The organism is Cryobacterium sp. Hh11, from assembly GCF_004404045.1.
Classification (GTDB): Bacteria; Actinomycetota; Actinomycetes; order Actinomycetales; family Microbacteriaceae; genus Cryobacterium; species Cryobacterium levicorallinum.
The window spans coordinates 60,556-85,655 of sequence record NZ_SOHF01000027.1; the positions used below are offsets into that span (position 1 = coordinate 60,556).

Below are 25,100 nucleotides of genomic sequence, written 5' to 3' on the forward strand. Positions count from 1 at the left end.
GTGACGGGGGTGTCTTTCCTATAAGAAGGCAGTTACGCCTTGCCGCGCATGATGGCCTGCTTGACTTCGGCGATAGCCTGGGTCACCTGGATGCCGCGGGGGCAGGCATCCGTGCAGTTGAAGGTCGTGCGGCAACGCCACACGCCCTCTTTGTCATTGAGAATATCGAGGCGCACGGCCGCATTATCATCGCGCGAATCGAAGATGAAGCGGTGCGCGTTCACGATCGCGGCCGGACCGAAGTACTGACCGTCGGTCCAGAACACCGGGCAGCTCGACGTGCATGCCGCACAGAGAATACATTTCGTCGTGTCGTCGAAGCGCGCGCGCTGGGCGACGGTCTGAATGCGTTCCTTGCCCTTGACTGGGGCGACGCTGTTCATGAGGAACGGCTGCACCTCCTTGAACGATGCGAAGAACGGCTCCATGTCCACGACGAGGTCCTTCTCCAGCGGCAGACCCTTGATGGCCTCCACGTAGATGGGCTTCGTGACGTCCAGGTCCTTCATGAGCGTCTTGCAGGCCAGGCGGTTGCGACCGTTGATGCGCATGGCGTCTGAGCCGCAAATGCCGTGCGCGCAGGAGCGGCGGAAGGTCAGCGAGCCGTCCTGCTCCCATTTGATCTTGTGCAGGGCGTCGAGCACGCGGTCGGTCGGGTAGAGCTGCACATCGAAGTCCTGCCAGTGCGGCTCGTCGTCGACCTCCGGGTTGAACCGGCGCACGATGATCGTGGCGGTGAACGACTTGATCTCTTCGGGTACGACGGGCTTGTTGTCGATCGTGGCTGTGCTCACTAGTACTTCCTCTCCATCGGCTGGTAGCGGGTGATGACAACCGGCTTCCAGTCGAGCTTGATGTGGTCGGCGGCGTCCGCCGACATCGCGTCACCCTTGAGGTACGCCATGGTGTGCTTCAGGTAGTTCTCGTCATCTCGCACGAGATAGTCTTCGCGCTGGTGGCCGCCGCGGCTTTCCTTGCGGTTGCGGGCGGAATAGACGACAACTTCGGCCAGGTCGAGCAGAAAGCCGAGTTCGACGGCCTCGAGCAGGTCGGTGTTGAACCGGCGGCCCTTGTCCTGCACACCGATGTTCTTGTAGCGCTGACGCAGCAGGTGGATGGTCTCGGTGACCTCGGCCAGGGACTCGTCAGTGCGGAACACCTGAGCCTTCTTGTCCATCTCCTCCTGCAGAATCTTGCGCAGCACGGCGATGCGTTCGGTTCCGGTCGATGAACGGATGCCTTCCAGCAGTTCGCGCACTTCCCCGGCCGGGTCTGTCGGCAGCGGAACGAATGACGCCGTCTTCACATACTCGACCGCATTGATACCGGCGCGCTTGCCGAACACGTTGATGTCCAGCAGCGAGTTGGTGCCGAGGCGGTTGGAGCCGTGCACCGAGACGCAGGCGCATTCGCCGGCGGCGTACAGCCCGGGAACGACGACCTCGTTGTTGCGCCAGACTTCGGCCTTCACATTGGTCGGGATGCCGCCCATCGCGTAGTGCGCGGTCGGCATGACCGGGACAGGCTCGGTGACCGGGTCGACGCCGAGGTACGTGCGGGCGAACTCGGTGATGTCGGGCAGCTTGGTCTCGAGCAGTTCCTTGCCGAGGTGGGTGCAGTCCAGGTAGAGGTAGTCCTTCTCCGGACCGGCACCGCGACCCTCCGCAACCTCCTTGAGCATGCAGCGTGAGACGATGTCACGCGGGGCGAGGTCCTTGATGGTCGGCGCGTAGCGTTCCATGAAGCGTTCACCGGAGGCGTTGCGGAGGATTGCTCCCTCACCGCGGGCGCCCTCGGTAAGGAGGATGCCCAATCCGGCCAGGCCGGTCGGGTGAAACTGGAAGAACTCCATGTCCTCCAGCGGCAGGCCCTTGCGCCAGACGATGCCGACGCCGTCACCGGTGAGGGTGTGGGCGTTCGAGGTGGTTTTGTAGATCTTTCCGAAACCACCGGTGGCGAAAATGAACGCCTTGCCCTGGAACACGTGCAGCTCGCCGCTCGACAGGTCGAGGGCGACCACGGCCGACGGCTGGTCGACGCCGTCGACGTTGGTCATGACGAGGTCCAGCACGTAGTACTCGTTGAAGAAGTTGATGCCGCGCTTGACGCAGTTCTGGTACAGCGTCTGCAGAATCATGTGGCCGGTGCGGTCCGCGGCGTAGCAGGCCCGGCGAACCGGGCTCTTGCCGTGGTCGCGGGTGTGGCCACCGAAACGCCGCTGGTCGATCTTGCCCTCTGGGGTGCGGTTGAACGGCAGGCCCATGTTCTCGAGGTCGATGACCGCGTCGATGGCTTCCTTGGCCAGGATCTCGGCGGCGTCCTGGTCAACCAGGTAGTCGCCACCCTTGATCGTGTCGAAGGTGTGCCATTCCCAGTTGTCTTCCTCGACGTTGGCCAGCGCCGCGGCCATGCCGCCCTGGGCCGCACCGGTGTGCGAACGCGTCGGGTAGAGCTTGGAGATGACAGCCGTGCTGGCATGGGGGCCGGCTTCGATGGCGGCGCGCATGCCAGCTCCACCCGCTCCCACAATGACGATGTCGTGCTGGTGGTAGTGCACACCGTCTACGACGGTGGACTCCGGGTTTGCGCCGGCGGGTGCTGTGGAGGATGTCATTTTTTTGTGTGCAGCTCCTATAGGGACTTACAGAACGAGGCCACGAGGTCGGCAGGCGCACCGGCGGGGCAGGGATCGAAGGTGAACACCACGAGGGTGCCCAGCACGATCAGCGAAACAACACTGACCAGGATCGCGACTTTCAGGATGCCGCGGCTGATTCGTGAGGTCGCGTAGTCATTGACGAGGGTGCGCATGCCGTTGCCGCCGTGAATTAGGGCGAGCCACAGCATGATGATGTCCCAGACCATCCAGAACGGGTTGGTCAGCTTACCGGCGACGAACGCGAAGTTCAGGGCGCTGACGCCCTCACCGATCATGAGGTTGACGAACAGGTGGCCGAAGATGAGCACGACCAGCACGACGCCGGAGACGCGCATGTAGATCCAGCCCCATTTTTCCCAGTTGACGCCGCTTTTCCTGGTAGAACGGGTGTACGGGCTGCGGGGAGCTTCGATTGTTGAAGTCATGTCGATCGCCCCCTAGTGGCTGAACACGTTGATGAGGTGGCGCGGCACGAAGGCCAGCATGGTGACGACCCACAGGCCGATGACGACGTAGAACAGTACGCGCTGGTACTTGGCGTTCCAGAAGTCGATCAGAATGATGCGCAGCCCGTTGAAGGCGTGGAACACGATGGCGCCGACGAGTGCGACCTCACCGAGACCCATGATCGGCGTCTGGTACTGCCCGATGACCGCGTTGTACGCTTCGGGGCTGACCCGCACGAGTGCCGTGTCGAGAATATGGACGAGCAGAAAGAAGAAGATCGCGACACCGGTGATGCGGTGTAAGACCCAAGACCACATGCCCGTGTTACCCCGATACAGGGTGCCGGCGGGGCGACGTGATGTCGTCTTCTGCTGAGAATCTAGGGTTCCTGCCTTCTGTGGCATGAACAACCCTCCCTGGCTGAATTATGGCTCTTTAGTGAGACCGAGAATGTGCTGTGAGCACATACCGTTAGTCTACAAGTGCGCCGCCACATCGTGCCGGTTAGGTTACCCTAACGCTGCATAGACGGGGGTACATGCGTGTCGGCCCGCACCGCGCGACGCTCGTCGATGGCCTGTTCGTAGTAGTCGACCAGGTCCGCGCAGACCGTCGGCCAGGAGCGTCCGAGCACGGCGCGGCGCCCGGCTTCCCCCATGCGCGCCCGCAGCGCCGAGTCGCTGACCAGCTGAGATACCCAGTGCCGCAGGTCCCGGTCGTCGTCCGGCCGAAACAGGTAGCCGTTTTCTCCGTGGGCGACCAGGTCGATCGGCCCACCGGCGTAGGGCGCGACCACCGGCAGCCCGGCGGCGTGGGCCTCCTGGATGGTTTGCCCGAAGGTCTCTTCGGTACCGGCGTGCACGAACAGGTCGAAGCTCGCGTAGGCAACGGCCAGCTCTGCGCCCGAGAGCCGGCCCAGCCAGGTCACGGACATGCCGGCCAGCGCTCGACCTATAGACGGTACGCTCGGCCCGTCACCGACCAGCGCCAAACGGATGCCCGGCAGCCCGCGCAGGGCGCGCAACCGCTCGACCTGTTTCTCCGGAGCCATCCGACCGACGTAGCCGACGATCACGTCGCGCCGTGCGCCGTTGGGGGGCGTTGGCGAAATGCGTTCGCGCAGCGCCGCGACGGCCGGGTCGTTCTTGACGTTCGGGTGGAACCCGTTGAGGTCAACGCCACGGGTCCACATCGCCAGGCGTGGTACGCCGAGCCGCAGCAGGGCGGCCATCGACGACGACGACGGCACCAGGGTTCGAGTGGCGCCCTCGTGCACCCACTTCACGAAGCGCCAGGCCAGCGCGGTGGCCGGGCCGAGGTGATTGCGGTGGGCGTAACCGGCGACATCCGTTTGAAAAATCGCGACCGAGGGAATGTCGAGCCGATTCGCGGCGCTGATGCCCTGTGCTCCGAGCAGAAAGGGGGAGGCCGCGTGCAGCACGTCCGGCCGAAAATCGGCGAGCAGTTTCTGCACCTGGGGACTGGGGATACCGACCGGAAACTGGCGGTAGTTGAGCGCTGAAACGGTGTGCACGGGAAAGCCCGCGTATTCCGCCGGGGCGCCGTAGGGTGCGATCACCATGGCCTCATGCCCGGTGGCCGCGAGGTGCTCGAGCACCTTGCAGACGCTCGTGGTCACCCCGCTGATGGTGGGGAGGAAACTTTCGCTGATGACTGCGATCCGCATGGTTCGAAAGTAGGCTGCGGGCGTTGCCGTCGGGTGGCCGGTGGGTGAACAGTCGTAGCGGCCTCAGCGATAGTCTGGGGCGATGATTACGTCCAGTGAGCCCCTCGACCGCCTGTACAGCGTGATCCCCGCCGGCGGCATCGGTTCCCGGCTCTGGCCGCTGTCACGAGCGGATGCCCCGAAATTTCTGCATGACCTCACCGGTTCCGGTCATACCCTGCTGCGCGATACCTGGGATCGCCTCGTTCCGCTTTCCACCGAGCAGCGCATCATGGTCGTCACCGGGCGCGCCCACCGCGCCGCCGTCGAGCTGCAGCTGCCCGAACTGGCCGACCCGAATGTTGTGCTGGAGAGCGAACCGCGCGACTCGACCGCTGCGATCGGCCTCGCGGCCGCGATTTTGCAGCGGCGCGAACCCGGCGTCATCATCGGATCGTTTCCGGCCGACCACGTCATCAAAGGCGATGCCCAATTCCGGTCGGCTGTGACCGAGGCTGTCGCCGCCGCGGACGCCGGTTACATCGTCACGATCGGTATTCAGCCGACCGAGGCTGCAATCGGCTTCGGCTATATCAAGAGCGCAGCTTCGCTCGATATTGAAGGTGCGTCGACCGCTCTCGCCGTCGACTCCTTCGTGGAGAAGCCCAGCCCCTATATCGCCGAAAGCTACCTCGCCGACGGCAACTACCTCTGGAACGCCGGCATCTTCATTGCCCGGGCCGACCGGTTGCTCGCCGAAATCGAAGCGGCAGAGCCGGAACTGCACGCCGGCCTCATACAACTCGCCGAGGCCTGGGACACACCGGCCCGCGGCGCCGTCGTCGACCAGGTCTGGCCACGCTTGAAGAAGATCGCCATCGACTACTCGGTGGCCGAACCCGCCGCCGCCGCCGGCAAACTCGTCGTCATTCCCGGCCAGTTCGACTGGGACGACGTGGGCGACTTCGCCTCGATCGCCAAGCTGCACTCCGGCGGACGTAAAGCCAACCTCGCCATCCTGGGTGAGGGTGCCCGGGTGCTCGCCGACTCGTCGAGCGGCATCGTGGTCAGCCACACCGGGCGTATGATCGCGCTGATCGGCGTCGAGGACATCGTCGTTGTCGACACCCCCGACGCCCTACTGGTGACGACGAGTGCCAATGCCCAGAAGGTCAAGGCGGTCGTCGACGCGCTCAAGCTGTCGGGTTCGAGCGACGTGCTCTAGGCCCAACCTGACTAGAATTTCAGTTCATCCTGAAGGAAGTGTCTATGCGCCGCTTGATTGCCGTTTCTGCCCTCGTTGCATCCGTTGTGCTGCTGGTCGGCTGCGCGCCCGCACCGACACCGACCGCGACACCGGATGCGACGGAGCCGGAGTACTGCGCGCGCATGGTCACAAACTCGGGCGGTCTCGACGACCGCTCCTTCAACCAGTCCACCTGGGAAGGGCTGCAGGAAGCGGCGACGAAGTACAACATTGACACCGACGCGATCGTGTCGACGGCGGAGACCGACCTCGCACCGAACGTGAGCCAGGCCGTGGCGACCGGATGCCAGTTCGTGCTCACTGTCGGTTTCGAGCTCGCCGATGCGACCCTTGCTGAAGCCACCAAAAATCCCGACGTGCACTTTGCGATCGTCGACGAGTTCGTGGACGCGCCGAACGTTAAGCCGATCGTGTTCGATACCGCCCAGGCCTCGTTCCTGGCCGGGTACCTCGCGGCCGGCGTCACCAAAACCGGCAAGGTGGGAACATTCGGCGGCGGCAACCAGCCGCCGGTCACTCTGTTCATGGACGGTTTCGTCGATGGTGTCGCCATGTACAACGACAAGCACGAGACGACGGTTGAGGTACTCGGCTGGAACAAGGACACCCAGGACGGCTCCTTCACCGGCGACTTTGAGGACGTGAACAAAGGCAAGTCGTTGACCCAGACGCTGATCGATCAGGGCGCGGACATCATTCTGCCGGTGGCCGGTCAGGTCGGCCAGGGCGCGGCGGCCGCTGCCATCGAGAACCCGGGCGTATCGATCATCTGGGTCGACAACGACGGGTATGTCACCCTGCCGGCCCAGTTTCAGTCGGTAGTGCTCACCAGCGTGCTGAAAAACACGTCAGCGGCGGTCGTCGAGACGATCGGGGCTGACCTCGAGGGCAGCTTTGACAACGAGGCCTTCGTCGGCACGCTCAAGAACGGCGGCGTCGAAATCGCCGATTTCCACGATCAGTCCGCCCTGGTCTCAGCCGAATTGGTGGACGAACTCGAACAGATTCGTGCAGCGATTATAGCGGGGATCATCACAGTGACCGGTCCCAGTACACCCCAATAGGGGGAAATTCGTTTCGCCAATGTCGCGGCTTGGTAACGACTCGGTCGCGCACGCACAATGCTCATCTGCGCAGCGTCTCATTGGGTAACGTGGATCGCACCACGCCCGTGCGATCTCGCTGGGCAGCACCCTGGAGGTCATCTTGACAATTTCGACCCGTAAGACCGTACTTGCCGGTCTTGCAATGTTCGGTACCGTGGCGATGCTCGCCGCTTGTGCTCAGGCGCCCGCAACGACCGACGACACCAGCTCCGCCGCCGCGAGCGACTTTCTGCCCTGCATGGTATCTGACGCCGGTGGATTCGACGACAAGTCGTTCAACCAGCTCGGCTTCGAGGGCCTCACTGAGGCTGCGGCCGCACTCAGTGTGACGCCGAAAACCGTGGAGTCAACGTCCGAGACCGACTACCAGTCCAACGTGCAGAACCTTGTCGACCAGGGCTGCAACCTCATCGTGACCGTCGGATTCAACCTCGCCGCGGCGACCGTGGAGTCTGCCTTGGCTAACCCCGAAGTCAACTTCGCCATCATTGACAATGATGCCGACCTCGACTTCGACGGCAAGGTCGACGCCCCGAACATCAAGCCAATCATCTTCGACACCGCCCCGGCCGCCTTCATGGCCGGCTATGCGGCAGCCGGCTACAGCAAGACCGGCGTCGTTGGAACCTACGGCGGAATGCAATTTCCGACCGTCACCATCTTCATGGATGGCTTCGCTGACGGCGTGGCGTACTACAACGAGCAGAACGGCACCTCCGTCAAGACCATCGGCTGGGACGTCGCCTCGCAGACCGGTTCGTTCACGGGTGGCTTCGCCGCCGGCGTCGAATCGCTCGCCAATGCGCAAGGCCTCATCGACCAGAATGCCGACGTGCTGCTGCCCGTTGGTGGACCGATCTTTCTGAGCGCGATTGAAGCGATCAAGAGCTCGGGCAAGGATATCGCCATGGTGGGCGTTGACGCTGACCTCTACGAGACCGACGCGACGAACAAGAGCCTGTTCCTCACCAGCATCCTCAAGGGGATCAAGGTCAGCGTCTTCGACGTCGTTTCCGGCGCTGGCGACGACACCTTCGACGCCACCCCGTACATCGGAACTCTGGACAACGACGGCGTGGGCATTGCCTCGTTCCACGACTTCGAATCCAAGGTCCCCGCGACCCTGGCCGACGAGCTCGACGCCATCAGAGCAGGAATCATCGACGGTTCGATCACGGTCGAATCGCCTTCCTCGCCGAAGCAGTAATACGCTGTAGTGACCTGGGGAGGCCGGATTGTCGGCCTCCCCATTTCAGTTCCCCCGCGCTTTTCCCCCGTCGCGCTCGACCCAGGAATTCAGGATCAATGAAGCTCGAACTTCGAGGCATCACAAAGCGCTTTGGTGCGCTGGTCGCCAACAACAACATTTCGCTCGTCGTCGAGTCGGGTGAAATTCATGCCCTCCTGGGCGAGAACGGCGCTGGTAAGTCCACGCTCATGAACGTGCTGTATGGCCTGTACATTGCCGAAGAGGGCGAGGTCCTGCTCGATAACGTGGTGCAGAAATTCGCCGGGCCGGGCGACGCCATGAAAGCTGGGATCGGTATGGTGCACCAGCATTTCATGCTCGTTCCGGTGTTCACCGTTGCTGAGAATGTCGTTCTCGGCCACGAACAGACCACCTTCGGCGGCCGCCTCGACCTCAGTGCGGCCCGAGCCAAGGTGCGGGAGATCTCTGACCGGTTCGGCTTCGACATCGACCCGGATGCCGTCATCGAAGACCTGCCGGTTGGCGTGCAGCAGCGCGTCGAGATCATCAAGGCACTGTCCCAGGACGCCAAGGTGCTGGTGTTCGACGAACCGACGGCGGTGCTCACCCCGCAGGAGACCGATGAGCTCATGACCATCATGCGCCAGCTCGCCGAGTCCGGAACCTCGATCGTGTTCATCACGCACAAACTGCGGGAGGTGCGCGCCGTCGCGGACCGCATCACGGTCATCCGCTTGGGAACCGTCGTCGGTGAGGCGTCGCCGACCGCGACCAACGCGGAGTTGGCCTCACTCATGGTCGGGCGGGCCGTTGAACTGACCGTGCACAAGAATGCGCCAGAGTTGCGTGGAACCGCCTTGTCGGTGAAAAACCTCTCGGTGATCGATGCCCGCAACCAGATCGTCGTCAACAGCGTGAGCTTCGACGTCCAGGCCGGTGAAGTACTTGCCATCGCCGGCGTCCAAGGTAACGGCCAAACCGAACTCACCGAAGCGCTGCTCGGACTACAGCAGCACGTCACCGGGTCGATCGAACTCGACGGCAAGCCGTTGCGCGGCTACAGCGTGCGGCACATCCTCGATTCCGGAGTCGGTTTCGTTCCCGAAGACCGCACCGAAGACGGCCTCATCGCCGACTTCAGCATCGCCGAGAACCTCATGCTCGACCGCAGCTCCGGAGCGCCGTTCGTGAAGGCGGGCAACCTGCAGCTCGGGTTTCGAGCGAAGTTCGCCGCCGAGAAAATTGCGGAGTTCGACATTCGATCGCAGGGCAGCGATATGGAGGCCGGACGGCTCTCGGGGGGTAACCAGCAGAAGGTCGTGCTCGCTCGTGAACTGAGCCGTGATCTGCGTTTGTTCGTTGCGGCCCAGCCGACCCGCGGTCTTGACGTGGGTTCGATCGAATTCGTGCACACCCGCATTATCGAAACTCGCGACTCCGGAATTCCGGTCATCGTGGTGTCCACCGAGCTCGACGAGGTCGTCGCTCTCGCAGACCGCATCGCGGTGATGTATCGAGGAGAGATCGTTGGAATCGTGCCAGGCAACACCCCCCGCGCCACGCTCGGCCTCATGATGGCCGGCGAGCACGCTCCGGAAATGGAGGGCGCGCTGTGAGCGACGCCACCGCACCGGCGGCTCCGGTCGCTCCCGGGTCCGAGCAGGGAAGGAAGGATGGGTCCGAGCGCTGGAACCAAACCCTGCGCGACATCACCGGCGGCAGCGCCATGATCTCTGTACTGGCCGTCCTCGTCGCTCTCGTGGTTGGGGCGATTCTGATCGCGTTCACCAACGAACGCGTGCAGGAGACTGCCGGATATTTCTTCTCCCGACCGACCGACCTGCTGCAGGCTGTCTGGGACTCCGTCGCGGGCGCCTATTCCGCGCTGTTCCAGGGGGCAATCTACAACTTCCGGGCGAGCAGCTTCCTCACCGCGATTCGCCCGCTGACCGAGACACTCACCTTTGCGACGCCGCTGATCGCGGCCGGGCTCGGTGTGGGGCTCGCTTTTCGCGTGGGCATGTTCAACATCGGTGGTCGTGGGCAGATGCTCATCGCCGCCGCGGCCGCTGGCTGGGTCGCTTTCGCGGTTGAGCTGCCAGCCGGTATCCACTTGATCGTCGCCGTTCTGGCCGGCCTGCTTGGTGGGGCTATCTGGGGCGGCATCGTGGGCTTGCTCAAGGCTCGTACCGGTGCCCACGAGGTGATCGTCACGATCATGCTCAACTTCGTCGCGCTGTACCTGATTCAGTTCCTGCTGCGCACCCCCGGTGCGCTGCAGGCGCCTGGCAGTAACAACCCGAAGACACCGGCCATGGCAGCGACCGCGGTGTTCCCCGATCTGTTCGGGCCGCGCTACAACCTGCACGCCGGTTTTCTCACCGTGATCGCGGCCACCATTTTCGTCTGGTGGCTACTCAGCCGCTCAAACCTCGGGTTTCAGTTTCGTGCCGTCGGGCAGAACCCCGGCGCAGCCAGGGTCGCCGGCATCAACGTGAAGAACGTCTACTTCTACGCCATGGCCATCTCGGGAGCGCTCGTCGGCCTGGCCGGCGTCAACCAGGTGCTGGGAACCCTGACCACGGGCTTCAGTTCCGGAATCGACGCCGGCATCGGCTTCGACGCCATCACCGTCGCCCTGCTCGGTCGTTCAAAGCCCTGGGGTATCTTCGCCGCCGGAATTCTCTTCGGTGCGTTCAAGGCCGGCGGGTTCGCCATGCAGGCGGCTGAGGGTGTGCCAATCGACATCGTCGTCGTCGTGCAGGCGCTGATCGTGCTGTTCATCGCCGCGCCGCCGCTGGTGCGTGCCATGTTCCACCTTCCGACACCGGGCACCACCAAGAAACCCAGGATTCGCAAGACCAACGAGGTGGTGGCGAAATGAGCACGATCACACAGAGCCCCGCTCCGGCTTCGGCCCCGGTCGTGAAGCTGACGGCGCAGATTCGCAGCTGGAAGATTCCGATCACCTTCGGCGGATTTGCCGCGCTGTCGCTGATCCTGTTCGTGTTCCTCGGACGCGGCCAGCGCGGTGAGCTGAGCACCTTCCGCCTCTCGGAAGCGCGCGACCTGATCCAACTGCCAGAGGTGGCCCTGCCAACCTTGGCTACCGGAGTGTTCGTGGCCATCGCGCTCGTGCTCATGGCTGCGGCGTCGGCCTGGCTGGTCTATCGTCACACCAAGATCCCGATCGTCTTGACCATCCTGTTCGCGCTGCTATTCCTGGTGGGCTTTCTGGCCTGGGCGGCATCGGGTTCGACCATTCCGGTGCCCGGACTGCTGATCGGAACGGTCACCCTGAGCGCCCCACTCATCTTCGGTGCCCTCGGCGGGGTGCTGTCCGAACGCGCCGGCGTCGTCAATGTGGCCATCGAGGCGCAGCTCCTGGCCGGAGCCTTCAGCTCCGCGGTCGTCGCCTCCGCCACGGGGAACCCCTACCTCGGCCTGCTTGCGGCGATGGTGGCTGGGGCGCTCGTCTCCATGGTGCTGGCCGGGTTCGCGCTCAAATACCTCGTCGACCAGGTCATCGTCGGTGTCGTGCTCAACGTTCTCGTGATCGGGCTCACCAGCTTTTTGTACTCGCAGGTGCTCGCACCCAGCGCCACCCTCAACTCACCGGACGTCTTTCCCCGGCTGAACATTCCGTTGCTCAGCGAAATCCCCATCATCGGCCCGGTGCTGTTTCGCCAGACCATCATCGTCTACGCCATGTACGTTTCGGTCGCGCTCGTGTTCTTTGCCCTGTTTCGCACCAAGTGGGGCCTGCGCGTGCGCGCCGTGGGTGAACATCCACAGGCCGCCGATACGGTTGGCATCAACGTCAACCGCACTCGCTTCGTTGCCGTCACCCTCGGCGGTGTCATCTCGGGCTTCGGCGGGGCGTACTTCACCCTCGGCGCGGTCGGTGCGTTCAACAAGGAGATGACCAACGGCATGGGCTTCATCGCCCTCGCCGCGGTGATCTTCGGCCAGTGGCATCCGATCAAGGCGACCCTCGCAGCGCTTCTATTCGGATTCGCGACGAACCTGCAGAACGTACTGGGCATTATCGGCTCACCGGTACCGAGCGAATTCATGCTCATGCTGCCCTACGTCGTGACGATCTTCGCCGTTGCCGGGTTCGTCGGCCGCTCAAGGGCACCCGCCGCTGACGGAAAGCCGTACATCAAGTGAGTGATGTGAGCATCGACTGGCCGCTGCTGCGCGCGCAAGCCCTCGCCGCTATGGCCACAGCTTATGTGCCGTACTCCAAGTTTCCGGTCGGCGTCGCGGCGCTCGTCGATGACGGGCGAGTGATCAGCGGATGCAACGTGGAGAATGCCTCCTACGGCCTCACCCTCTGCGCGGAGTGCGGCCTGGTCTCCGCGCTGCACCTCAGTGGTGGCGGCCAGCTCGTCGCGTTCACCTGTGTCGACGGAAATGGCGGCATCCTTATGCCGTGCGGCCGCTGCCGCCAGTTGCTCTACGAACACTCCGCGCCGGGCATGCTGCTCGAAACGGTCTCCGGCGTCAAAACCATTGACGAGGTGCTGCCGGATGCCTTCGGGCCGCGCCAACTCGCCGACTATCGCGCCAGCGCAACTTCGTCGTAGCCGTTGGGCTCGTTCAGCCCGGTCGTCAGGATTTTCCATTGTGTAATCGGCTCTGAAGGAGTGCACCATGAGCACCATCGAAGCGTTTGACGCCGTCGACCTAATTCACACCAAGCGCGACCGCGGCGAGCTGACCACACCGCAAATTGACTGGCTGATCGACGCGTACACCCGTGGCTACGTCGGCGACGAGCAGATGGCCGCCATGACCATGGCGATCTTTCTGAACGGCATGAGCCGCAGCGAGATTCGGGCTCTGACCATGGCCATGCTCGCGAGCGGTGAGCGGATGAGCTTCGACGGCCTCGGCAAGCCGACCACCGACAAGCACTCCACCGGAGGCGTCGGCGACAAGATCACGCTGCCGCTGATGCCGCTCGTCGCCGTCTTCGGCGCGGCCGTGCCGCAGCTGTCCGGCCGTGGCCTCGGTCACACGGGCGGAACGCTCGACAAGCTCGAGTCGATTCCGGGCTGGCGCGCCAACCTGAGCAACGCCGAAATGCTCCAGCAGCTGCAGGAGCTCGGCGGCGTGGTCTGCGCGGCCGGCAGCGGCCTGGCGCCGGCCGACGGCAAGCTCTACGCCCTGCGTGACATCACCGGAACGGTCGAGGCGATCCCGCTGATCGCATCGTCGATCATGTCGAAGAAGATCGCCGAGGGCACCCAGGCCCTAGTGCTCGATGTGAAGTTCGGCTCGGGCGCCTTTCTCCAGGACATCGAGCGGTCGCGGGAGTTGGCCCGCACGATGGTCGAGCTGGGCGAGGATGCCGGGGTGGCGACATCCGCTTTGCTGACCAATATGAACGTTCCGCTTGGGTTCGCCATCGGTAATGCCAACGAGGTGCGCGAGTCGGTGGAGGTGCTCGCCGGCGGCGGGCCCGCCGACGTGGTTGAACTCACCGTGGCGCTGGCCGAGGAGATGCTCTCGCTCGCCGGAATCACCGGTGTCGATGTGGGCGCGGCTCTGAAGGATGGCCGAGCCATGGACAAATGGCGGGCCGTGATTCGCGCGCAGGGTGGCGACCCGGATGCCGCGTTGCCGGTCGCGCGCGAGACTCACGTTGTGCTCGCCGAGCGCAGCGGCGTTCTGGTGGAACAGCAGGCGCTGCCTTTTGGTATCGGTGCCTGGCGACTCGGTGCCGGGCGCGCCCGTAAGCAGGATGCGGTGCAGCATGCCGCCGGAATCGACCTGCACGCCAAGCCCGGCGACACCGTGGTGAAGGGCCAGCCGCTGTTCACGCTGAGCGCCGACGAGCCCGCCCGGTTCGCCCGTGCGCTCGAGGCCGTTGAGGGTGCCTGGCGCATCGGCGACGTGGGGGAGCCCGTGCAGGATGGCGGTCCGCTAATCGCGGAGCGGATCGGGAGTCGGTAGCAGCGAGGCCCGCCACAACGTGCGGGCTGCTCGCGACGCGATTCCCGGGCGCACATTCGTCTGGGTCATCGTGGGCGGCCATTTCGCAGTTCTCCTGGTTGAGTGGCCGTGGTTGTTGCCCTGAGTAGGAGCGCCAACTCTGGAGTGCGCGCTCTCGCCGTCAATGCGGATTCGAGGTGCCAACTTCTGCCCCATGGTTCTCGTGAGGCGCCAACTTTTACCCCATGGCGAGCGTTGATGGGGCAAAAGGTGGCACCTCGGGTGTGCTGGGCCGTGGTCAGGGGGCAAAAGGTGGCACCTCGCGTGTGCTCGGCCGAGATTGACCTGTGGAGTGGCGCGCTTCACCGGGCGACCCTGTGGAGTGGCGCCCGACCCATTGCACCCTGTGGATAACCGTCGGGTGGGTCACCGTTCGTGGCACTCTCAGGCCATGCACATCCAAACTCCTCTTCCTCCCGGCTTCGATTCCGGCGCGTTCACCTTTGGAGCGGCCCGGGCGGCAGGTGTCTCGGCCAAGCGCCTGCGGTCACGCGATGTAGAGCATCCGTTTTGGGGCGTGTGTGTTGCCGCTGGCACCGTTCACAACCTGAATGACCGCTGTCGGGCACTTCACAAACGGATGCCTGCGGGTGCCTTCTTCAGCCACGCAACAGCTGCCCGCCTGCACGGCATGCCCCTGCCGGCCGACCTGGAGGCCGACCCTCTTCTTCACGTATCGGTGATCGACCCGGATCGGACTCTGCGACTAGCCGGGGTCAACGGACATCGTGTGGCGACGTCCCCGGGAGTGCGCAGCGTGGCGGGGCTGCCGGTGCTCGAGCCGATTTCGGCGTGGTGCCAACTGGCATCCGTTCTGGAATTGAATGATTTGGTAGCGGCCGGAGATCACCTGCTGCGACCGGAGCTTGGACTGGCGACCGCCCCCGAGATTGCCGCGCGGGTGGTGCAGTATGCGGGGAATCGTGGCGCTCTGCGTCTGCGGGCGGCCGAGGCGATGATTCGGCCGCGGGTGGAATCCCGAAGGGAAACGTTCCTGCGTCTGTTCCTCGTCATGTCCGGCTTTCCTGAACCCGAAACGAACCGGGACATTCCCCTGCCGCGCGGCAAACGACGCGTTCGCGGCGACCTGGTCTATTTTTGCTACAAAGTGCTCGTGGAGTACGACGGCGAGCAGCACCGCACTGATACGGCGCAATTCAACCGCGATGCCGAACGCCTGCATGACCTGCGCGAGGCCGGGTGGCTGGTCATCACCGTGCGCAAGGGCTCGACGAAGGAGTGGGTGCAGGGCGCCGTCGATGCTGCGCTCCGGTCGCGGGGGTGGCGCCCGTAGCCGGGCCGGCGGCCAAATGGTGCGGCAGTGATGTGCGGCGGGTGCCTAAGCTAGGGATATGCAAAAACGCACCCTCGGACGTACCGGCCGCACTGTTTCCGTGATCGGCCTGGGTACCTGGCAACTCGGAGCGGACTGGGGAGCGGTATCCGACGCCGACGCGACCGGCGTGCTCGCCGCATCCGCTGATGCCGGTGTCACCTTCTTTGACACAGCGGATGTCTACGGCGACGGCCGCAGCGAGCGGCTGATTGGCCAATTTCTCGCCAATGAGGCCCTCGGTGCGGAAATCACGGTGGCCACCAAGATGGGCCGCCGAGTCGAACAGCTGGCCGAGAATTTCGTGCTCGCCAATTTTCGCGCCTGGACCGACCGCTCCCGCACGAACCTCGGCATGGACACTCTCGACCTGGTGCAGTTGCACTGCCCGCCGAGCGCTGTCTTCGACTCCGGCGAGGTCTACGACGCGCTCGACACCCTCGTCGACGAGGGCGTCATCGCCAATTACGGGGTGAGCGTGGAGACCTGCGACCAGGCCCTCGCCGCGATCAGCCATCCCGGCGTCGCCACGGTGCAGATCATCCTGAACGCTTTTCGCCTCAAGCCGCTCGACGAGGTGCTGCCGGCCGCACGCGCCGCCGGGGTAGGTATCATCGCCCGGGTTCCGCTGGCCAGCGGGCTGCTGACCGGCAAATACACCGCCGACACGGTCTTCGCCGAGAGCGACCACCGCAACTTCAACCGGGACGGCAGCCACTTCGACGTCGGGGAGACCTTCTCCGGCGTCGACTTCGAGGTGGGCCTGCAGGCCGCCACGGAGTTCGCGGCCCTGGCCCCGGTCGGCCTCACGCCAGCCCAGGCCGCCCTGGCCTGGGTAGCCCAGATCGACGGGGTGAGCGCCGTCATTCCGGGAGCCCGCTCGGTCGCTCAGGCGCAGGGAAACGCGACCGCTGGCGTAGCCGAACCGCTCGACATCGCCTTCAACGAGGGCGTTCAGGACATCTATGACCGGCTCCTGCGGGAGCAGATTCACCCGCGCTGGTAATACGTCGGCCGGTCGCCTCTAGTTCAGTCGAGGTCGTCGGGGTCCGTGCCGGTGCGCTCGCCGCTCTCGAGCGCCGCAATCTGCGCAAGATCGTCCGGCATGAGCACGATGTCGAACACGTCGATATTGGCGCGAATGCGCGCCGGGGTGACCGACTTGGGAATGACGATGTTGCCGAGCGCGAGGTGCCAGGCGATCACGATCTGCGCGGCTGATTTGCCGTGCCGGGCGCCGATCGCATCGAGAATCGGGTTGCCGATTGCGCGCCCGCGGGCCAGAGGCGACCACGCTTCGGTACGGATGCCGTGGGCCGCGTCATAAGCGCGAACCTCCGTTTGCGGCAGCCACGGGTGCAACTCCACCTGGTTGAGCACCGGCACGACGTCGGTTTCGGCCAGGAGTCGGTCGAGGTGGTGCGGGTGAAAATTCGAGACCCCGATCGAGCGGGCCCGGCCGTCGGCGCGCAGGGCTTCGAGGGCGCGATAGGTTTCGACGTAGCGATTCTGCTGCGGTGCCGGCCAGTGGATCAGGTACAGATCGACGTAGTCCAGGCCCAGCTTGGCCAGACTCTCGTCGAAGGCCTTCATCGTTTCGTCGTAGCCGTGGCGGTCATTCCACACCTTGGTCGTAACGAACACGTCCTCCCGAGGCACCCCGGAACGCGCGAGCCCCTGCCCGACGCCGACCTCGTTCTCATAGAGTGCTGCGGTGTCGACGTGACGGTACCCGGCCTCGAGCGCGACCTGCACGGTGTCGGCGGCGATGGCATCCGCTACCTTATACACCCCGAGACCGAGCTGGGGAATCACGTGGCCGTCATTGAGCGTGAGGGAGGTCATCCCTCAATGTTACGAGACCTGCACCTGGATGGGCTCGGTGTCGGGAATGGGGCTGATATCGCGCCCGCGCAGGTCCGGGTGCCAGCGGCGGCCGAGCGCTGGGATGATGCAGCCGAGGCCCGCGAAACCGGCGGCGACGTAGATCGCCGACACCGGGCCGGAATGGTCGATCGAGAACCCGGCGATGGCGGAGCCCATGGCGGCGCCGATCAGCTGGCCGGTACCGACCCAGCCATAGGCTTCGGCGGTGTCGCTGAATTTCACGCTCGCCGATACGATGCCGAAAAGAACAGCGAAGGCGGGCGCGATGCCGACCCCGGCCAGGAGCAGCGCGAGGGAGAGCCACCAAAAGGTGAGCCACAGGCTCGCCAGAATTAACCCGATGGTGACGATGAGCATGCGGGTGGCGAGGGCCCAGGGGCCGATCGGAGCGTGTCCGAGTGCCAGGCCGCCGATGAGCGAACCGATCGCGAAGATGCCGAGCACCCAGCCGGCGTCGGCGCTGCCGTGGCCGAACACCGCAACCACACCGGCTTCGACCGCGGCGCAGGCGGCGACGAGCGTGAAACCGACGACCGTGCTGAGCAGCACCTCGGGTTTTTTGAGCACAACGCCGAGCTTGCGGCGGCTGCGCGGGATGCGCACCCGGCCTACCTCGGGCAGGGCGACGAACCAGATTCCGCCGGCGACCAGGAAGAATGCGGCGAGCAGGATGCCCGCAGTCGTCGATACCTGCAGCGCCACGAAGGTAGCGATCACTGGGCCGAGCACCCAGATGATCTCCTGCGCCGAGGCATCGAGTGAGAACAGCGGGGTGAGCTGGCGGGAGTTGACGATTTTGGGGTAAATCGTGCGCACGGCCGGTTGAATCGGCGGGGTGGACAGACCGGCGACGAATCCGATCAGCATGAGGTTCAGCACCGACAGCGAAATCAGCGCCATCACGATGATCGACACCGCGCAGATGAACATGGTGGCGATGATCACCGGGCGCATGCCGAGTCGGCCCATCAGTCGGCTGGTGAGCGGCCCGGCGATGGCCTGACCGATGCTCATGGCACCGAGCACCAGTCCGGCCGCGCCGTAGGAATCAAAGATCCGCTCAATGTGAATGAGAAAAGCGAGGGAGAGCATTCCGAAGGGAAAACGGGCCGTCAACTGCGCAGCGATAAGGCGGGATACTCCGGGCGTGCGCAGAAGGGTCCAGTAGCTTTTCACGATTTCAGTCTACGGCGGGGCCGATTGAAAACCGGGGCGGGCAGCTGACCGCGAAAATTGTGGTGCTCGACAAACCCCAGCTAAGGCATGCCATACTAAGGCAATGCTTACCTTACCGAACGAGAGTGCGACCGCGGTTCTGGATCGTCCGGCCTATCGACCCTATCGGGCCACGGTAGTGGGCATCCGTTCTCTGAGTAGGCATTTCACACGGATGACCTTCTTCGGTGAGCAGTTTGACACCTTCAGTACCGCCGGGCTCGACCAGAGGGTCAAGATCGTGTTGCCGCTGCCCGGCCGTGGCCTGTCCGACATCGGTGCAAACGACGAGTCCACCATCGCCGACGGAAGCTGGTACGCCCGCTGGCGCGCGCTGCCGGACGCCGATCGCAACCCGTTTCGCACCTACACGGTTCGCGCTGTGCGCCCCGAACTGCGTGAAATCGACGTGGATTTCGTCACCCACAACGGTCACGGCCCGCTCGGCCCGGCCGCGCGCTGGCTGTACACCGCGTCGGTCGGCAGTGACGTGCTCATCATCGGGCCCGACGAGCGCAGCCCGGGCCGCGCCATCGGCCTCGACTGGCACCCGGCGCAGGCGACCGAATTATTGCTGGCCGGCGACGAAACCGCAGCTCCAGCCATCTGCAGCATCCTCGAGAGTCTCGCGGCCGGCCGCCGCGTGCGCGCCTTCATCGAAGTGCCCACCGAAGCTGATGCCCTACCCCTCGACCTTCCCGCCGGTGGCGAAATCACCTGGCTGGCTCGCGACACCGCCCCGCACGGTGAGCGACTCGACGCCGCGGTGCGCGGCTGGGTGGCGAACAATCGTTCGCTCGTCAAGACGGCGGTCGCCGCCACCCCGCAGCCCTGGGCGGACATCGACGTGGACTGCGATTTGCTCTGGGAATCGCCCAACGACGAAGCCGGCACCGGTTTCTACGCCTGGCTCGCGGGTGAATCCTGCATGATCAAGCTGCTGCGCCGTTTTCTGGTGAGTGAAACCGGCATCGACCGAAAGCGCGTGGCCTTCATGGGCTACTGGCGGCTCGGCCGGTCCGAAGCTCAGTGACCCTGGTTCTGGCACGGCCGGAGCGAACCCGGTCGCGCCGCGTCGTCATCGGCTTCGCCCTCGCCCTCGCGCTCGCGCTGCTCGTTCTGACCATCGCCGCGTCGCTCGTCGTCGGCACCCGGGAGATTGCCCTCGGCACCGTGCTCGACGCCCTGATCGACCCCGATCGAACCCTGACCGACACTGCGCTGACTGACCGCACCGTCATCCTGGACCTGCGCGTGCCGCGCACGGTCGTCGGACTGCTCGCCGGCCTGGCCCTCGGCCTGGCCGGGGCCCTCATGCAGGGTGTCACCCGCAACCCGCTCGCCGACCCGGGTCTGCTCGGCGTCAACGCCGGCGCCTCCCTGTTCGTCGTCGCCGGCATCGGCTGGTTCGGCGTCACCACCGCGCTCGGCTACGTCTGGTTCGCCTTTATCGGCGCCGCGGTGGCCGCAACGCTCGTCTATTTGATCGGCTCGCTCGGCCGTGAAGGCGCCACCCCGGTCAAGCTGGCCCTCGCCGGAACCGCGCTGACGGCGGCGTTCACCTCGCTTATTACCATCGTGCTGCTGGCCGACTCGGAGGCCTTCGACCGCTACCGGTTCTGGGCGGCTGGTTCCCTCGTCGCGCGTGGCCTCGACGCCGCCCTGCCGCTGGCCCCGTTCATTCTGGTCGGCGCGATTCTCGCCATCGTGGCCGCACGTATGCTCAATGCCCTCGCCCTCGGGGACGATCTCGCCCGTGGTCTCGGCCAAAATCTGGTCGCCGCTCGCATCGTCTGCGCCGTCGCGATCGTGCTGCTCTGCGGCTCGGCGACCGCGATGGCCGGCCCGATTGTGTTCGTCGGACTCGCCGTGCCGCACGTGGCACGCTGGATCACCGGCCCGGACTACCGCCTCATTATCGCGTTCTCCGCGCTGTTCGGCCCCACCCTGCTCGTCGCGGCGGATGTGCTCGGCCGCATCATCGCCCAACCCGGCGAAATCGAGGCCGGCCTCGTCGTCGCCTTCCTCGGCGCGCCGGTACTCATTGCGCTCGTGCGCCGAGTGAAACTGGGCGGCCTGTGATGGCCGGGACGACAGCATCCGGTTTGGCAGCGTCCGTTAAAGCAGTGGATGCCGCACCGCTGGCCCACACGCGCGCGCAGCTCCGCAGACGCGAGCGCCGGATCGTGCTCGGGCTGCTCGGTACCCTCGTCATCGTCGGTGCCTTCAGCCTCGCGATCGGAGCGTATTCGCTCAGCGTGCCCGACCTGCTGCGCACGCTCACCGGGCAGGGAACGCAGAGCGAGAACTTCATCGTGCTGTCGCTGCGCCTGCCCCGGCTGACTCTCGCCGTGCTCGTCGGCGTGGCGTTCGCAATCTCGGGCGCACTGTTCCAGACCGTGTTGCGCAACCCGCTCGCGAGCCCCGACATTATCGGAGTGACCGGGGGAGCGAGCGCCGCGGCCGTGTTCGGCATGCTCATTCTCGGCTTCGGCGCTGTCGCGACTTCGCTCGCCGCCTTCGCCGGGGCCGTCATCGTCGCCTGCGCTATCTATCTGCTGGCCTGGCGCGGCGGAGTCGTTGGCTACCGCTTTGTGCTGATCGGTGTCGGGGTCGCGTTCATGGTGCAAGGGCTGCTCGGCTATCTGCTCTCCCGCGCCGACCTGAATGACGCGCAGGGCGCCCTGCTCTGGCTGGTCGGCAGTGTGAGCGGTGCCCGCTGGCAGGATATTTCGGTCGTCGCCGTGGTGCTGCTCGTGCTGCTGCCCATCATTTGGCTGCTGAGTGGCCGCCTGCGCGCCCTGCAGCTTGGTGACGATCTTGCGACGAGCCTCGGCGTTGGCGCCGAACGCACCCGACTCGTGCTGCTCGTGATCGCGGTCGCCCTCGCCGCGACGGCGACAGCGGCGGTCGGCCCGCTCGCCTTTGTGGCGTTCGTCGCGGCGCCGATCGCCCGTCGCATCGTTGGCTCCGGGGGGCTCGCCCTGATTTCGGCCGCCTTGATCGGAGCGCTGATCACCACCGCCGCCGACTTCGCCGCCCAACACCTGCTGCCGGGGCAGCTCGAACTGCCGGCCGGAATCATCACGGGCGCGATCGGCGCCCCCTACCTGCTCTGGCTGCTCGCCACCAGCAATAAAACCGGAAAGGGCGCCTGATGACCCCACGACTGCGCGCCGAGGGCGTCAGCCTCGGCTACGACCAGACCCGCATCATCGACAACCTCGACCTCGAGGTGATTCCCGGCGCGATCACCGTCATCGTCGGGGCCAACGCCTCCGGCAAATCCACGCTACTCAAGGGCCTCGCCAGGCTGCTGAAACCGGATGCCGGCCAGGTCACCCTGAATGGTCGCAACATCGCCGCGCTCCCCGGCAAGAAGGTCGCGACCGTCGTGGGCCTGCTGCCCCAGCAGCCGGTCGCCCCGGACGGCATCACCGTAGCCGACCTCGTCGGGCGTGGACGCTACCCGCACCAGGGCTGGTTTCGGCAGTGGTCAAGCACCGACGGAGAGACCGTCGCCGCGGCCATGGCCGCCACCAACACCGACCAGCTCGCCTCCCGCCGCCTCGAGGACCTCTCCGGCGGCCAGCGCCAACGCGTCTGGATTGCCATGGCGCTTGCGCAGGATCCCGAGATTCTGCTGCTCGACGAACCGACCACCTTTCTCGATGTCACCCACCAGATTGAGGTGCTCGACCTACTGCTCGAACGCAATCGCGAGCGCGGCACGACCGTTGTGATGGTGCTGCACGACCTCAACCTGGCCGCCCGTTATGCCGATCACCTTGTCGTTATGCGGGCTGGACGCATCGTCGCCAATGGCGCGCCGGGCGAGACGCTCACGGCCGAGATCGTGCGCGAGGCCTTCGACCTCGAGGCGCTCATCAGACCCGACCCGGTCTGCGGCTCGCCCATGGTCGTACCGATCGGTCGGTTCCACGGCCGGGCGCCGGCTTCAGGGCCGGACAGCGCTGTCCCCAGCGCTGCGCCTGCTGCCCCTCCGGCAGCGGTCCCAGAGGCTGCGCCCGAATCCCGACAAATCGAACGCGTATAAAGTTAGGGTAGGCTACCCTTATCACGTAGGGCGAGAATGTCGCCCGCGCCCGACGAACTGGAGATTTTCGTGTCCCGACGCCTCACCGTCACACTGGCTGCCGCCGCCAGCATTCTCGCTCTGACCCTGAGCGGTTGCACGGCCGCCGCGGATGACGCGACCGACCCTGCCGCGGACACCGCGGCATCCGGCAGCTTTCCCGTCACCATCGAGCACGCGTTCGGTGAAACCACGATCGACGAGCAGCCGACCCGCGTCGTGACCTGGGGCTGGGGCAGCGCCGACGACGCGATCGCGCTCGGCGTGATTCCGGTGGCGATGCCGTTCCAAAGCTACGCCGGCGATGAAAACGGCGTGCTGCCGTGGATCAACGAGGCGCTCGAAGGCGAAGAGATGCCCGTCATTCTGCCCGACACCCAGGAGCCGCCCTACGAAGACATCGCCGCGGCCGCGCCGGACGTGATTCTCGCCGCGTACTCCGGCATCACCGAGCAGGAATACGACCTGCTCAGCGAGATCGCCCCGGTCGTCGCCTACCCGGGCGATGCCTGGGCCACCCCGTGGCGCGAACTGATCGAAATCACCGGAACCGCGCTCGGCAAGACCGATGAGGCCGACAAATTGCTCGCATCGATCGACACCGAAATCGCCGATCAGGCCGCCGCGCACCCCGAATTCGCCGGCAAGACCATCGCCCTCACCAGCGACAGCGCCGGAACTTTCTACATCTATAAGAAGGAAGACCCGCGCGTCGACTTCACCCTCGACCTCGGCTTCGTCAGCGCTCCCGCCGTCGACGACCTCGCGACCGACGAGGCGAGCTTCTACTACACGCTCAGCTACGAGCAGCTCGACCAGCTCGACAGCGACCTGCTGGTCAACTTCGGCTCCACCCAGGAAGAGTCCGACGCGTTCCTGAACGCGAGCTACGCCCAGGCCATGCCGCAGGTGCAGGCCGGCACGGTCGCAAGCCCGGTCGGCGCGGCCTTCATCTCGTCCGTTTCTCCGCCCACCGGACTCTCGCTGAGCTGGGGACTCGACGACTACGTCGCCCTGCTCTCCGCCGCGGTTCAGTAACTTTTCTCAGAACGGATGCAGCGTAAGCCAGCAGGCGCCGCGGCATCCGTTTTCGGCGTGCCGGTAATGGTCGCACCCCTGGGGTCAGTGTGCGCCGGGAGATTTACCATGGAGAGATGAGCAGTACCGGTCACCTCGCGGCACCGATGCCGTCGGCGGAAGAACCGCTGCGCGAAGACGTGCTCGCGAGCGTCGCGGACCTTGTGAGTAATACCCCGTTAGTTGAGCTGCGGGTGCCCGCCGCCGGGCTGTCGGCCCGGGTGCTGGTCAAGCTCGAAGGACGTAACCCCGGTGGTTCGGCCAAGGACCCGCTCTCGAATGCGGCCGACCGGGTCGTCGCGCTCTTGCTTGAGATTCTCGTTATCGAGGCGCTGCACGCCGCACAGCTGCAGGGCCCTGGCTGGCCGGTCAACCACCGGGCTAGTGCCCGCTCTGCACACTCTTGGCGCACAACCTGCCCTTCACCGAGGTCGCCGACCAGACCGTGCAGCTGCTCGAAGCCGCCCAATCGGCTGCCTCGTACACATATTCCGTATTCAGCATGTACTAGCTGAACTGCTCGTCGACCACGGCGAGCTGCTTGCGAAACTCCAAATACCCGATCGATTCCCAATCGTCGTCAAGGTCGAACTGCGGCTCATACCCGAGCGAGAGGTACAGCGCCACGGCCTCGGGTTGTCGTGCTCCCGTGGTCAGCACAATAGAACGGATGCCCCGCCGCCCCGCCTCGGCCTCCAGCTCGGCCATCACCTGGCGGGCCAAGCCACGGCGGCGATGCGCGGAGTGCGTCCAGACTCTCTTTACCTCGACGGAATCATTCTCGCCCCGCATGAACGCGCCGCCGGCAACCGCTTTTCCGTTCTCGACGAGCAGCAAAAAGGTGCCGCCATCGATCGGCTGAAAGCGCCGGGCCGGATACCGGCTGAGCTCGACCGACGAGGGAATCCCGTCGTTCAGGCCGTAGCGCTCGTCATACTCCCGCGAGAGTTCGGCCACCAGCGTTGCCGCGAGCGGGTCGGTCGGTGAGGTGTACAGGATGTTCGGTCTCAGGTTGGGCACCTTTTGACGATAGATCCGCAGCATCCGCTGGTCAAAACCGCCTGAATTCCAGGGGCTCGAAAACAGTCGGCTGCGGTTGCACTAGGCTCGTTAGGTCTTACTCGCGTGTGGATT

24 protein-coding genes are annotated in these 25,100 nt (G+C 65.2%); 16 read left to right on the forward strand and 8 right to left on the reverse strand.

The window, feature by feature from the left end; genetic code table 11:
- Positions 1-32: 32 nt before the first annotated feature.
- From E3T46_RS13410 to E3T46_RS13430, 5 genes are all read right to left on the reverse strand, one after another.
- Complete coding sequence (locus E3T46_RS13410; protein ID WP_134443497.1) at positions 33-794, reverse strand: succinate dehydrogenase iron-sulfur subunit; 762 nt, start codon at positions 792-794, stop codon at positions 33-35.
- Complete coding sequence (gene sdhA, locus E3T46_RS13415) at positions 794-2,614, reverse strand: succinate dehydrogenase flavoprotein subunit (protein ID WP_092448922.1); 1,821 nt, start codon at positions 2,612-2,614, stop codon at positions 794-796. Before sdhA ends, E3T46_RS13410 begins: the two co-directional genes overlap by 1 nt.
- A gap of 17 nt (positions 2,615-2,631) precedes the next feature.
- Positions 2,632-3,084 (reverse strand): succinate dehydrogenase hydrophobic membrane anchor subunit, encoded by a 453-nt coding sequence (locus E3T46_RS13420; protein ID WP_092448921.1) that lies wholly within the window; start codon positions 3,082-3,084, stop codon positions 2,632-2,634.
- A 12-nt stretch (positions 3,085-3,096) separates the two neighbouring features.
- A complete protein-coding gene (gene sdhC, locus E3T46_RS13425) occupies positions 3,097-3,510 on the reverse strand; it encodes a succinate dehydrogenase, cytochrome b556 subunit (RefSeq protein ID WP_092448920.1) in 414 nt (137 codons plus the stop codon).
- A gap of 110 nt (positions 3,511-3,620) precedes the next feature.
- Complete coding sequence (locus E3T46_RS13430) at positions 3,621-4,793, reverse strand: glycosyltransferase family 1 protein (protein ID WP_134578923.1); 1,173 nt, start codon at positions 4,791-4,793, stop codon at positions 3,621-3,623.
- An 82-nt stretch (positions 4,794-4,875) separates the two neighbouring features.
- Here E3T46_RS13430 and E3T46_RS13435 point away from each other — a divergent pair, with 82 nt between their 5' ends.
- The 10 genes from E3T46_RS13435 (at position 4,876) to E3T46_RS13480 (ending at position 16,697) form a co-directional block, all read left to right on the forward strand.
- Positions 4,876-5,997, forward strand: a complete 1,122-nt coding sequence (locus E3T46_RS13435; RefSeq protein ID WP_134578924.1) for a mannose-1-phosphate guanylyltransferase — start codon at positions 4,876-4,878, stop codon at positions 5,995-5,997.
- Positions 5,998-6,041: 44 nt separating this feature from the next.
- Positions 6,042-7,103, forward strand: coding sequence for a BMP family ABC transporter substrate-binding protein (locus tag E3T46_RS13440; RefSeq protein WP_134578925.1), 1,062 nt, complete (start codon positions 6,042-6,044; stop codon positions 7,101-7,103).
- Between the two features lie 142 nt (positions 7,104-7,245).
- Positions 7,246-8,352 (forward strand): BMP family ABC transporter substrate-binding protein, encoded by a 1,107-nt coding sequence (locus E3T46_RS13445; protein ID WP_134443502.1) that lies wholly within the window; start codon positions 7,246-7,248, stop codon positions 8,350-8,352.
- Between the two features lie 98 nt (positions 8,353-8,450).
- Positions 8,451-9,971: an ABC transporter ATP-binding protein gene (locus E3T46_RS13450; RefSeq protein WP_134578926.1), complete on the forward strand. Its 1,521-nt coding sequence runs from the start codon at positions 8,451-8,453 to the stop codon at positions 9,969-9,971.
- The gene (locus tag E3T46_RS13455; RefSeq protein WP_241980747.1) at positions 9,968-11,239 is read left to right on the forward strand and encodes an ABC transporter permease; all 1,272 of its coding nucleotides are present in this window, start codon (positions 9,968-9,970) and stop codon (positions 11,237-11,239) included. Before E3T46_RS13450 ends, E3T46_RS13455 begins: the two co-directional genes overlap by 4 nt.
- Entirely contained in the window at positions 11,236-12,528 is a 1,293-nt protein-coding gene (locus tag E3T46_RS13460) for an ABC transporter permease (RefSeq protein WP_134578927.1), read from the forward strand. Before E3T46_RS13455 ends, E3T46_RS13460 begins: the two co-directional genes overlap by 4 nt.
- A 5-nt stretch (positions 12,529-12,533) precedes the next feature.
- A complete protein-coding gene (locus E3T46_RS13465; protein WP_134443505.1) occupies positions 12,534-12,947 on the forward strand; it encodes a cytidine deaminase in 414 nt (137 codons plus the stop codon).
- A gap of 67 nt (positions 12,948-13,014) precedes the next feature.
- Positions 13,015-14,319 (forward strand): thymidine phosphorylase, encoded by a 1,305-nt coding sequence (locus E3T46_RS13470; protein WP_134578928.1) that lies wholly within the window; start codon positions 13,015-13,017, stop codon positions 14,317-14,319.
- Positions 14,320-14,749: 430 nt separating this feature from the next.
- Positions 14,750-15,652: a hypothetical protein gene (locus tag E3T46_RS13475; protein ID WP_134578929.1), complete on the forward strand. Its 903-nt coding sequence runs from the start codon at positions 14,750-14,752 to the stop codon at positions 15,650-15,652.
- A 58-nt stretch (positions 15,653-15,710) separates the two neighbouring features.
- The gene (locus E3T46_RS13480) at positions 15,711-16,697 is read left to right on the forward strand and encodes an aldo/keto reductase (RefSeq protein ID WP_134578930.1); all 987 of its coding nucleotides are present in this window, start codon (positions 15,711-15,713) and stop codon (positions 16,695-16,697) included.
- A gap of 23 nt (positions 16,698-16,720) precedes the next feature.
- Here the strand turns inward: E3T46_RS13480 and E3T46_RS13485 are convergent, their stop codons facing one another.
- Both E3T46_RS13485 and E3T46_RS13490 read right to left on the reverse strand, forming a co-directional pair.
- Entirely contained in the window at positions 16,721-17,536 is an 816-nt protein-coding gene (locus tag E3T46_RS13485) for an aldo/keto reductase (protein WP_134578931.1), read from the reverse strand.
- 9 nt (positions 17,537-17,545) lie between these two features.
- Positions 17,546-18,754, reverse strand: coding sequence for an MFS transporter (locus tag E3T46_RS13490; protein ID WP_104133311.1), 1,209 nt, complete (start codon positions 18,752-18,754; stop codon positions 17,546-17,548).
- 103 nt (positions 18,755-18,857) lie between these two features.
- On the opposite strand from E3T46_RS13490, the gene E3T46_RS13495 reads away from it, so the two are divergent.
- The 6 genes from E3T46_RS13495 (at position 18,858) to E3T46_RS18195 (ending at position 24,481) form a co-directional block, all read left to right on the forward strand.
- A complete protein-coding gene (locus E3T46_RS13495; RefSeq protein WP_134578932.1) occupies positions 18,858-19,826 on the forward strand; it encodes a siderophore-interacting protein in 969 nt (322 codons plus the stop codon).
- On the forward strand, positions 19,823-20,875 hold the full coding sequence (locus E3T46_RS13500) for an iron chelate uptake ABC transporter family permease subunit (RefSeq protein ID WP_134578933.1): 1,053 nt from the start codon (positions 19,823-19,825) through the stop codon (positions 20,873-20,875). Before E3T46_RS13495 ends, E3T46_RS13500 begins: the two co-directional genes overlap by 4 nt.
- Positions 20,875-21,951, forward strand: a complete 1,077-nt coding sequence (locus E3T46_RS13505; protein WP_134578934.1) for an iron chelate uptake ABC transporter family permease subunit — start codon at positions 20,875-20,877, stop codon at positions 21,949-21,951. The genes E3T46_RS13500 and E3T46_RS13505 overlap by 1 nt, the downstream gene beginning before the upstream one ends.
- Complete coding sequence (locus tag E3T46_RS13510; protein WP_134578935.1) at positions 21,951-22,850, forward strand: ABC transporter ATP-binding protein; 900 nt, start codon at positions 21,951-21,953, stop codon at positions 22,848-22,850. The genes E3T46_RS13505 and E3T46_RS13510 overlap by 1 nt, the downstream gene beginning before the upstream one ends.
- A gap of 36 nt (positions 22,851-22,886) precedes the next feature.
- The gene (locus tag E3T46_RS13515) at positions 22,887-23,927 is read left to right on the forward strand and encodes an iron-siderophore ABC transporter substrate-binding protein (protein ID WP_134578936.1); all 1,041 of its coding nucleotides are present in this window, start codon (positions 22,887-22,889) and stop codon (positions 23,925-23,927) included.
- Positions 23,928-24,043: 116 nt separating this feature from the next.
- On the forward strand, positions 24,044-24,481 hold the full coding sequence (locus E3T46_RS18195; RefSeq protein ID WP_174845406.1) for a hypothetical protein: 438 nt from the start codon (positions 24,044-24,046) through the stop codon (positions 24,479-24,481).
- On the opposite strand, the gene E3T46_RS13525 is transcribed toward E3T46_RS18195, so the two are convergent.
- On the reverse strand, positions 24,474-24,986 hold the full coding sequence (locus E3T46_RS13525) for a GNAT family N-acetyltransferase (protein WP_241980748.1): 513 nt from the start codon (positions 24,984-24,986) through the stop codon (positions 24,474-24,476). The two genes, E3T46_RS18195 and E3T46_RS13525, sit on opposite strands and share 8 nt — an antisense overlap.
- Positions 24,987-25,100 lie beyond the last annotated feature (114 nt).

What these genes read in the sequence shown, in the direction of transcription:
- E3T46_RS13420 (WP_092448921.1), bottom strand. Translation starts at nt 3,084, where the DNA reads ATGACTTCAACAATCGAAGCTCCCCGCAGCCCGTACACCCGTTCTACC.
- E3T46_RS13495 (WP_134578932.1), top strand. Translation starts at nt 18,858, where the DNA reads ATGCTTACCTTACCGAACGAGAGTGCGACCGCGGTTCTGGATCGTCCG.
- E3T46_RS13440 (WP_134578925.1), top strand. Translation starts at nt 6,042, where the DNA reads ATGCGCCGCTTGATTGCCGTTTCTGCCCTCGTTGCATCCGTTGTGCTG.
- E3T46_RS13430 (WP_134578923.1), bottom strand. Translation starts at nt 4,793, where the DNA reads ATGCGGATCGCAGTCATCAGCGAAAGTTTCCTCCCCACCATCAGCGGG.
- E3T46_RS13515 (WP_134578936.1), top strand. Translation starts at nt 22,887, where the DNA reads ATGTCGCCCGCGCCCGACGAACTGGAGATTTTCGTGTCCCGACGCCTC.
- E3T46_RS13450 (WP_134578926.1), top strand. Translation starts at nt 8,451, where the DNA reads ATGAAGCTCGAACTTCGAGGCATCACAAAGCGCTTTGGTGCGCTGGTC.
- E3T46_RS13475 (WP_134578929.1), top strand. Translation starts at nt 14,750, where the DNA reads ATGCACATCCAAACTCCTCTTCCTCCCGGCTTCGATTCCGGCGCGTTC.
- E3T46_RS13460 (WP_134578927.1), top strand. Translation starts at nt 11,236, where the DNA reads ATGAGCACGATCACACAGAGCCCCGCTCCGGCTTCGGCCCCGGTCGTG.
- sdhC (WP_092448920.1), bottom strand. Translation starts at nt 3,510, where the DNA reads ATGCCACAGAAGGCAGGAACCCTAGATTCTCAGCAGAAGACGACATCA.
- sdhA (WP_092448922.1), bottom strand. Translation starts at nt 2,614, where the DNA reads ATGACATCCTCCACAGCACCCGCCGGCGCAAACCCGGAGTCCACCGTC.
- E3T46_RS13480 (WP_134578930.1), top strand. Translation starts at nt 15,711, where the DNA reads ATGCAAAAACGCACCCTCGGACGTACCGGCCGCACTGTTTCCGTGATC.
- E3T46_RS13505 (WP_134578934.1), top strand. Translation starts at nt 20,875, where the DNA reads ATGGCCGGGACGACAGCATCCGGTTTGGCAGCGTCCGTTAAAGCAGTG.
- E3T46_RS13435 (WP_134578924.1), top strand. Translation starts at nt 4,876, where the DNA reads ATGATTACGTCCAGTGAGCCCCTCGACCGCCTGTACAGCGTGATCCCC.
- E3T46_RS13470 (WP_134578928.1), top strand. Translation starts at nt 13,015, where the DNA reads ATGAGCACCATCGAAGCGTTTGACGCCGTCGACCTAATTCACACCAAG.
- E3T46_RS13510 (WP_134578935.1), top strand. Translation starts at nt 21,951, where the DNA reads ATGACCCCACGACTGCGCGCCGAGGGCGTCAGCCTCGGCTACGACCAG.
- E3T46_RS13485 (WP_134578931.1), bottom strand. Translation starts at nt 17,536, where the DNA reads ATGACCTCCCTCACGCTCAATGACGGCCACGTGATTCCCCAGCTCGGT.
- E3T46_RS18195 (WP_174845406.1), top strand. Translation starts at nt 24,044, where the DNA reads ATGAGCAGTACCGGTCACCTCGCGGCACCGATGCCGTCGGCGGAAGAA.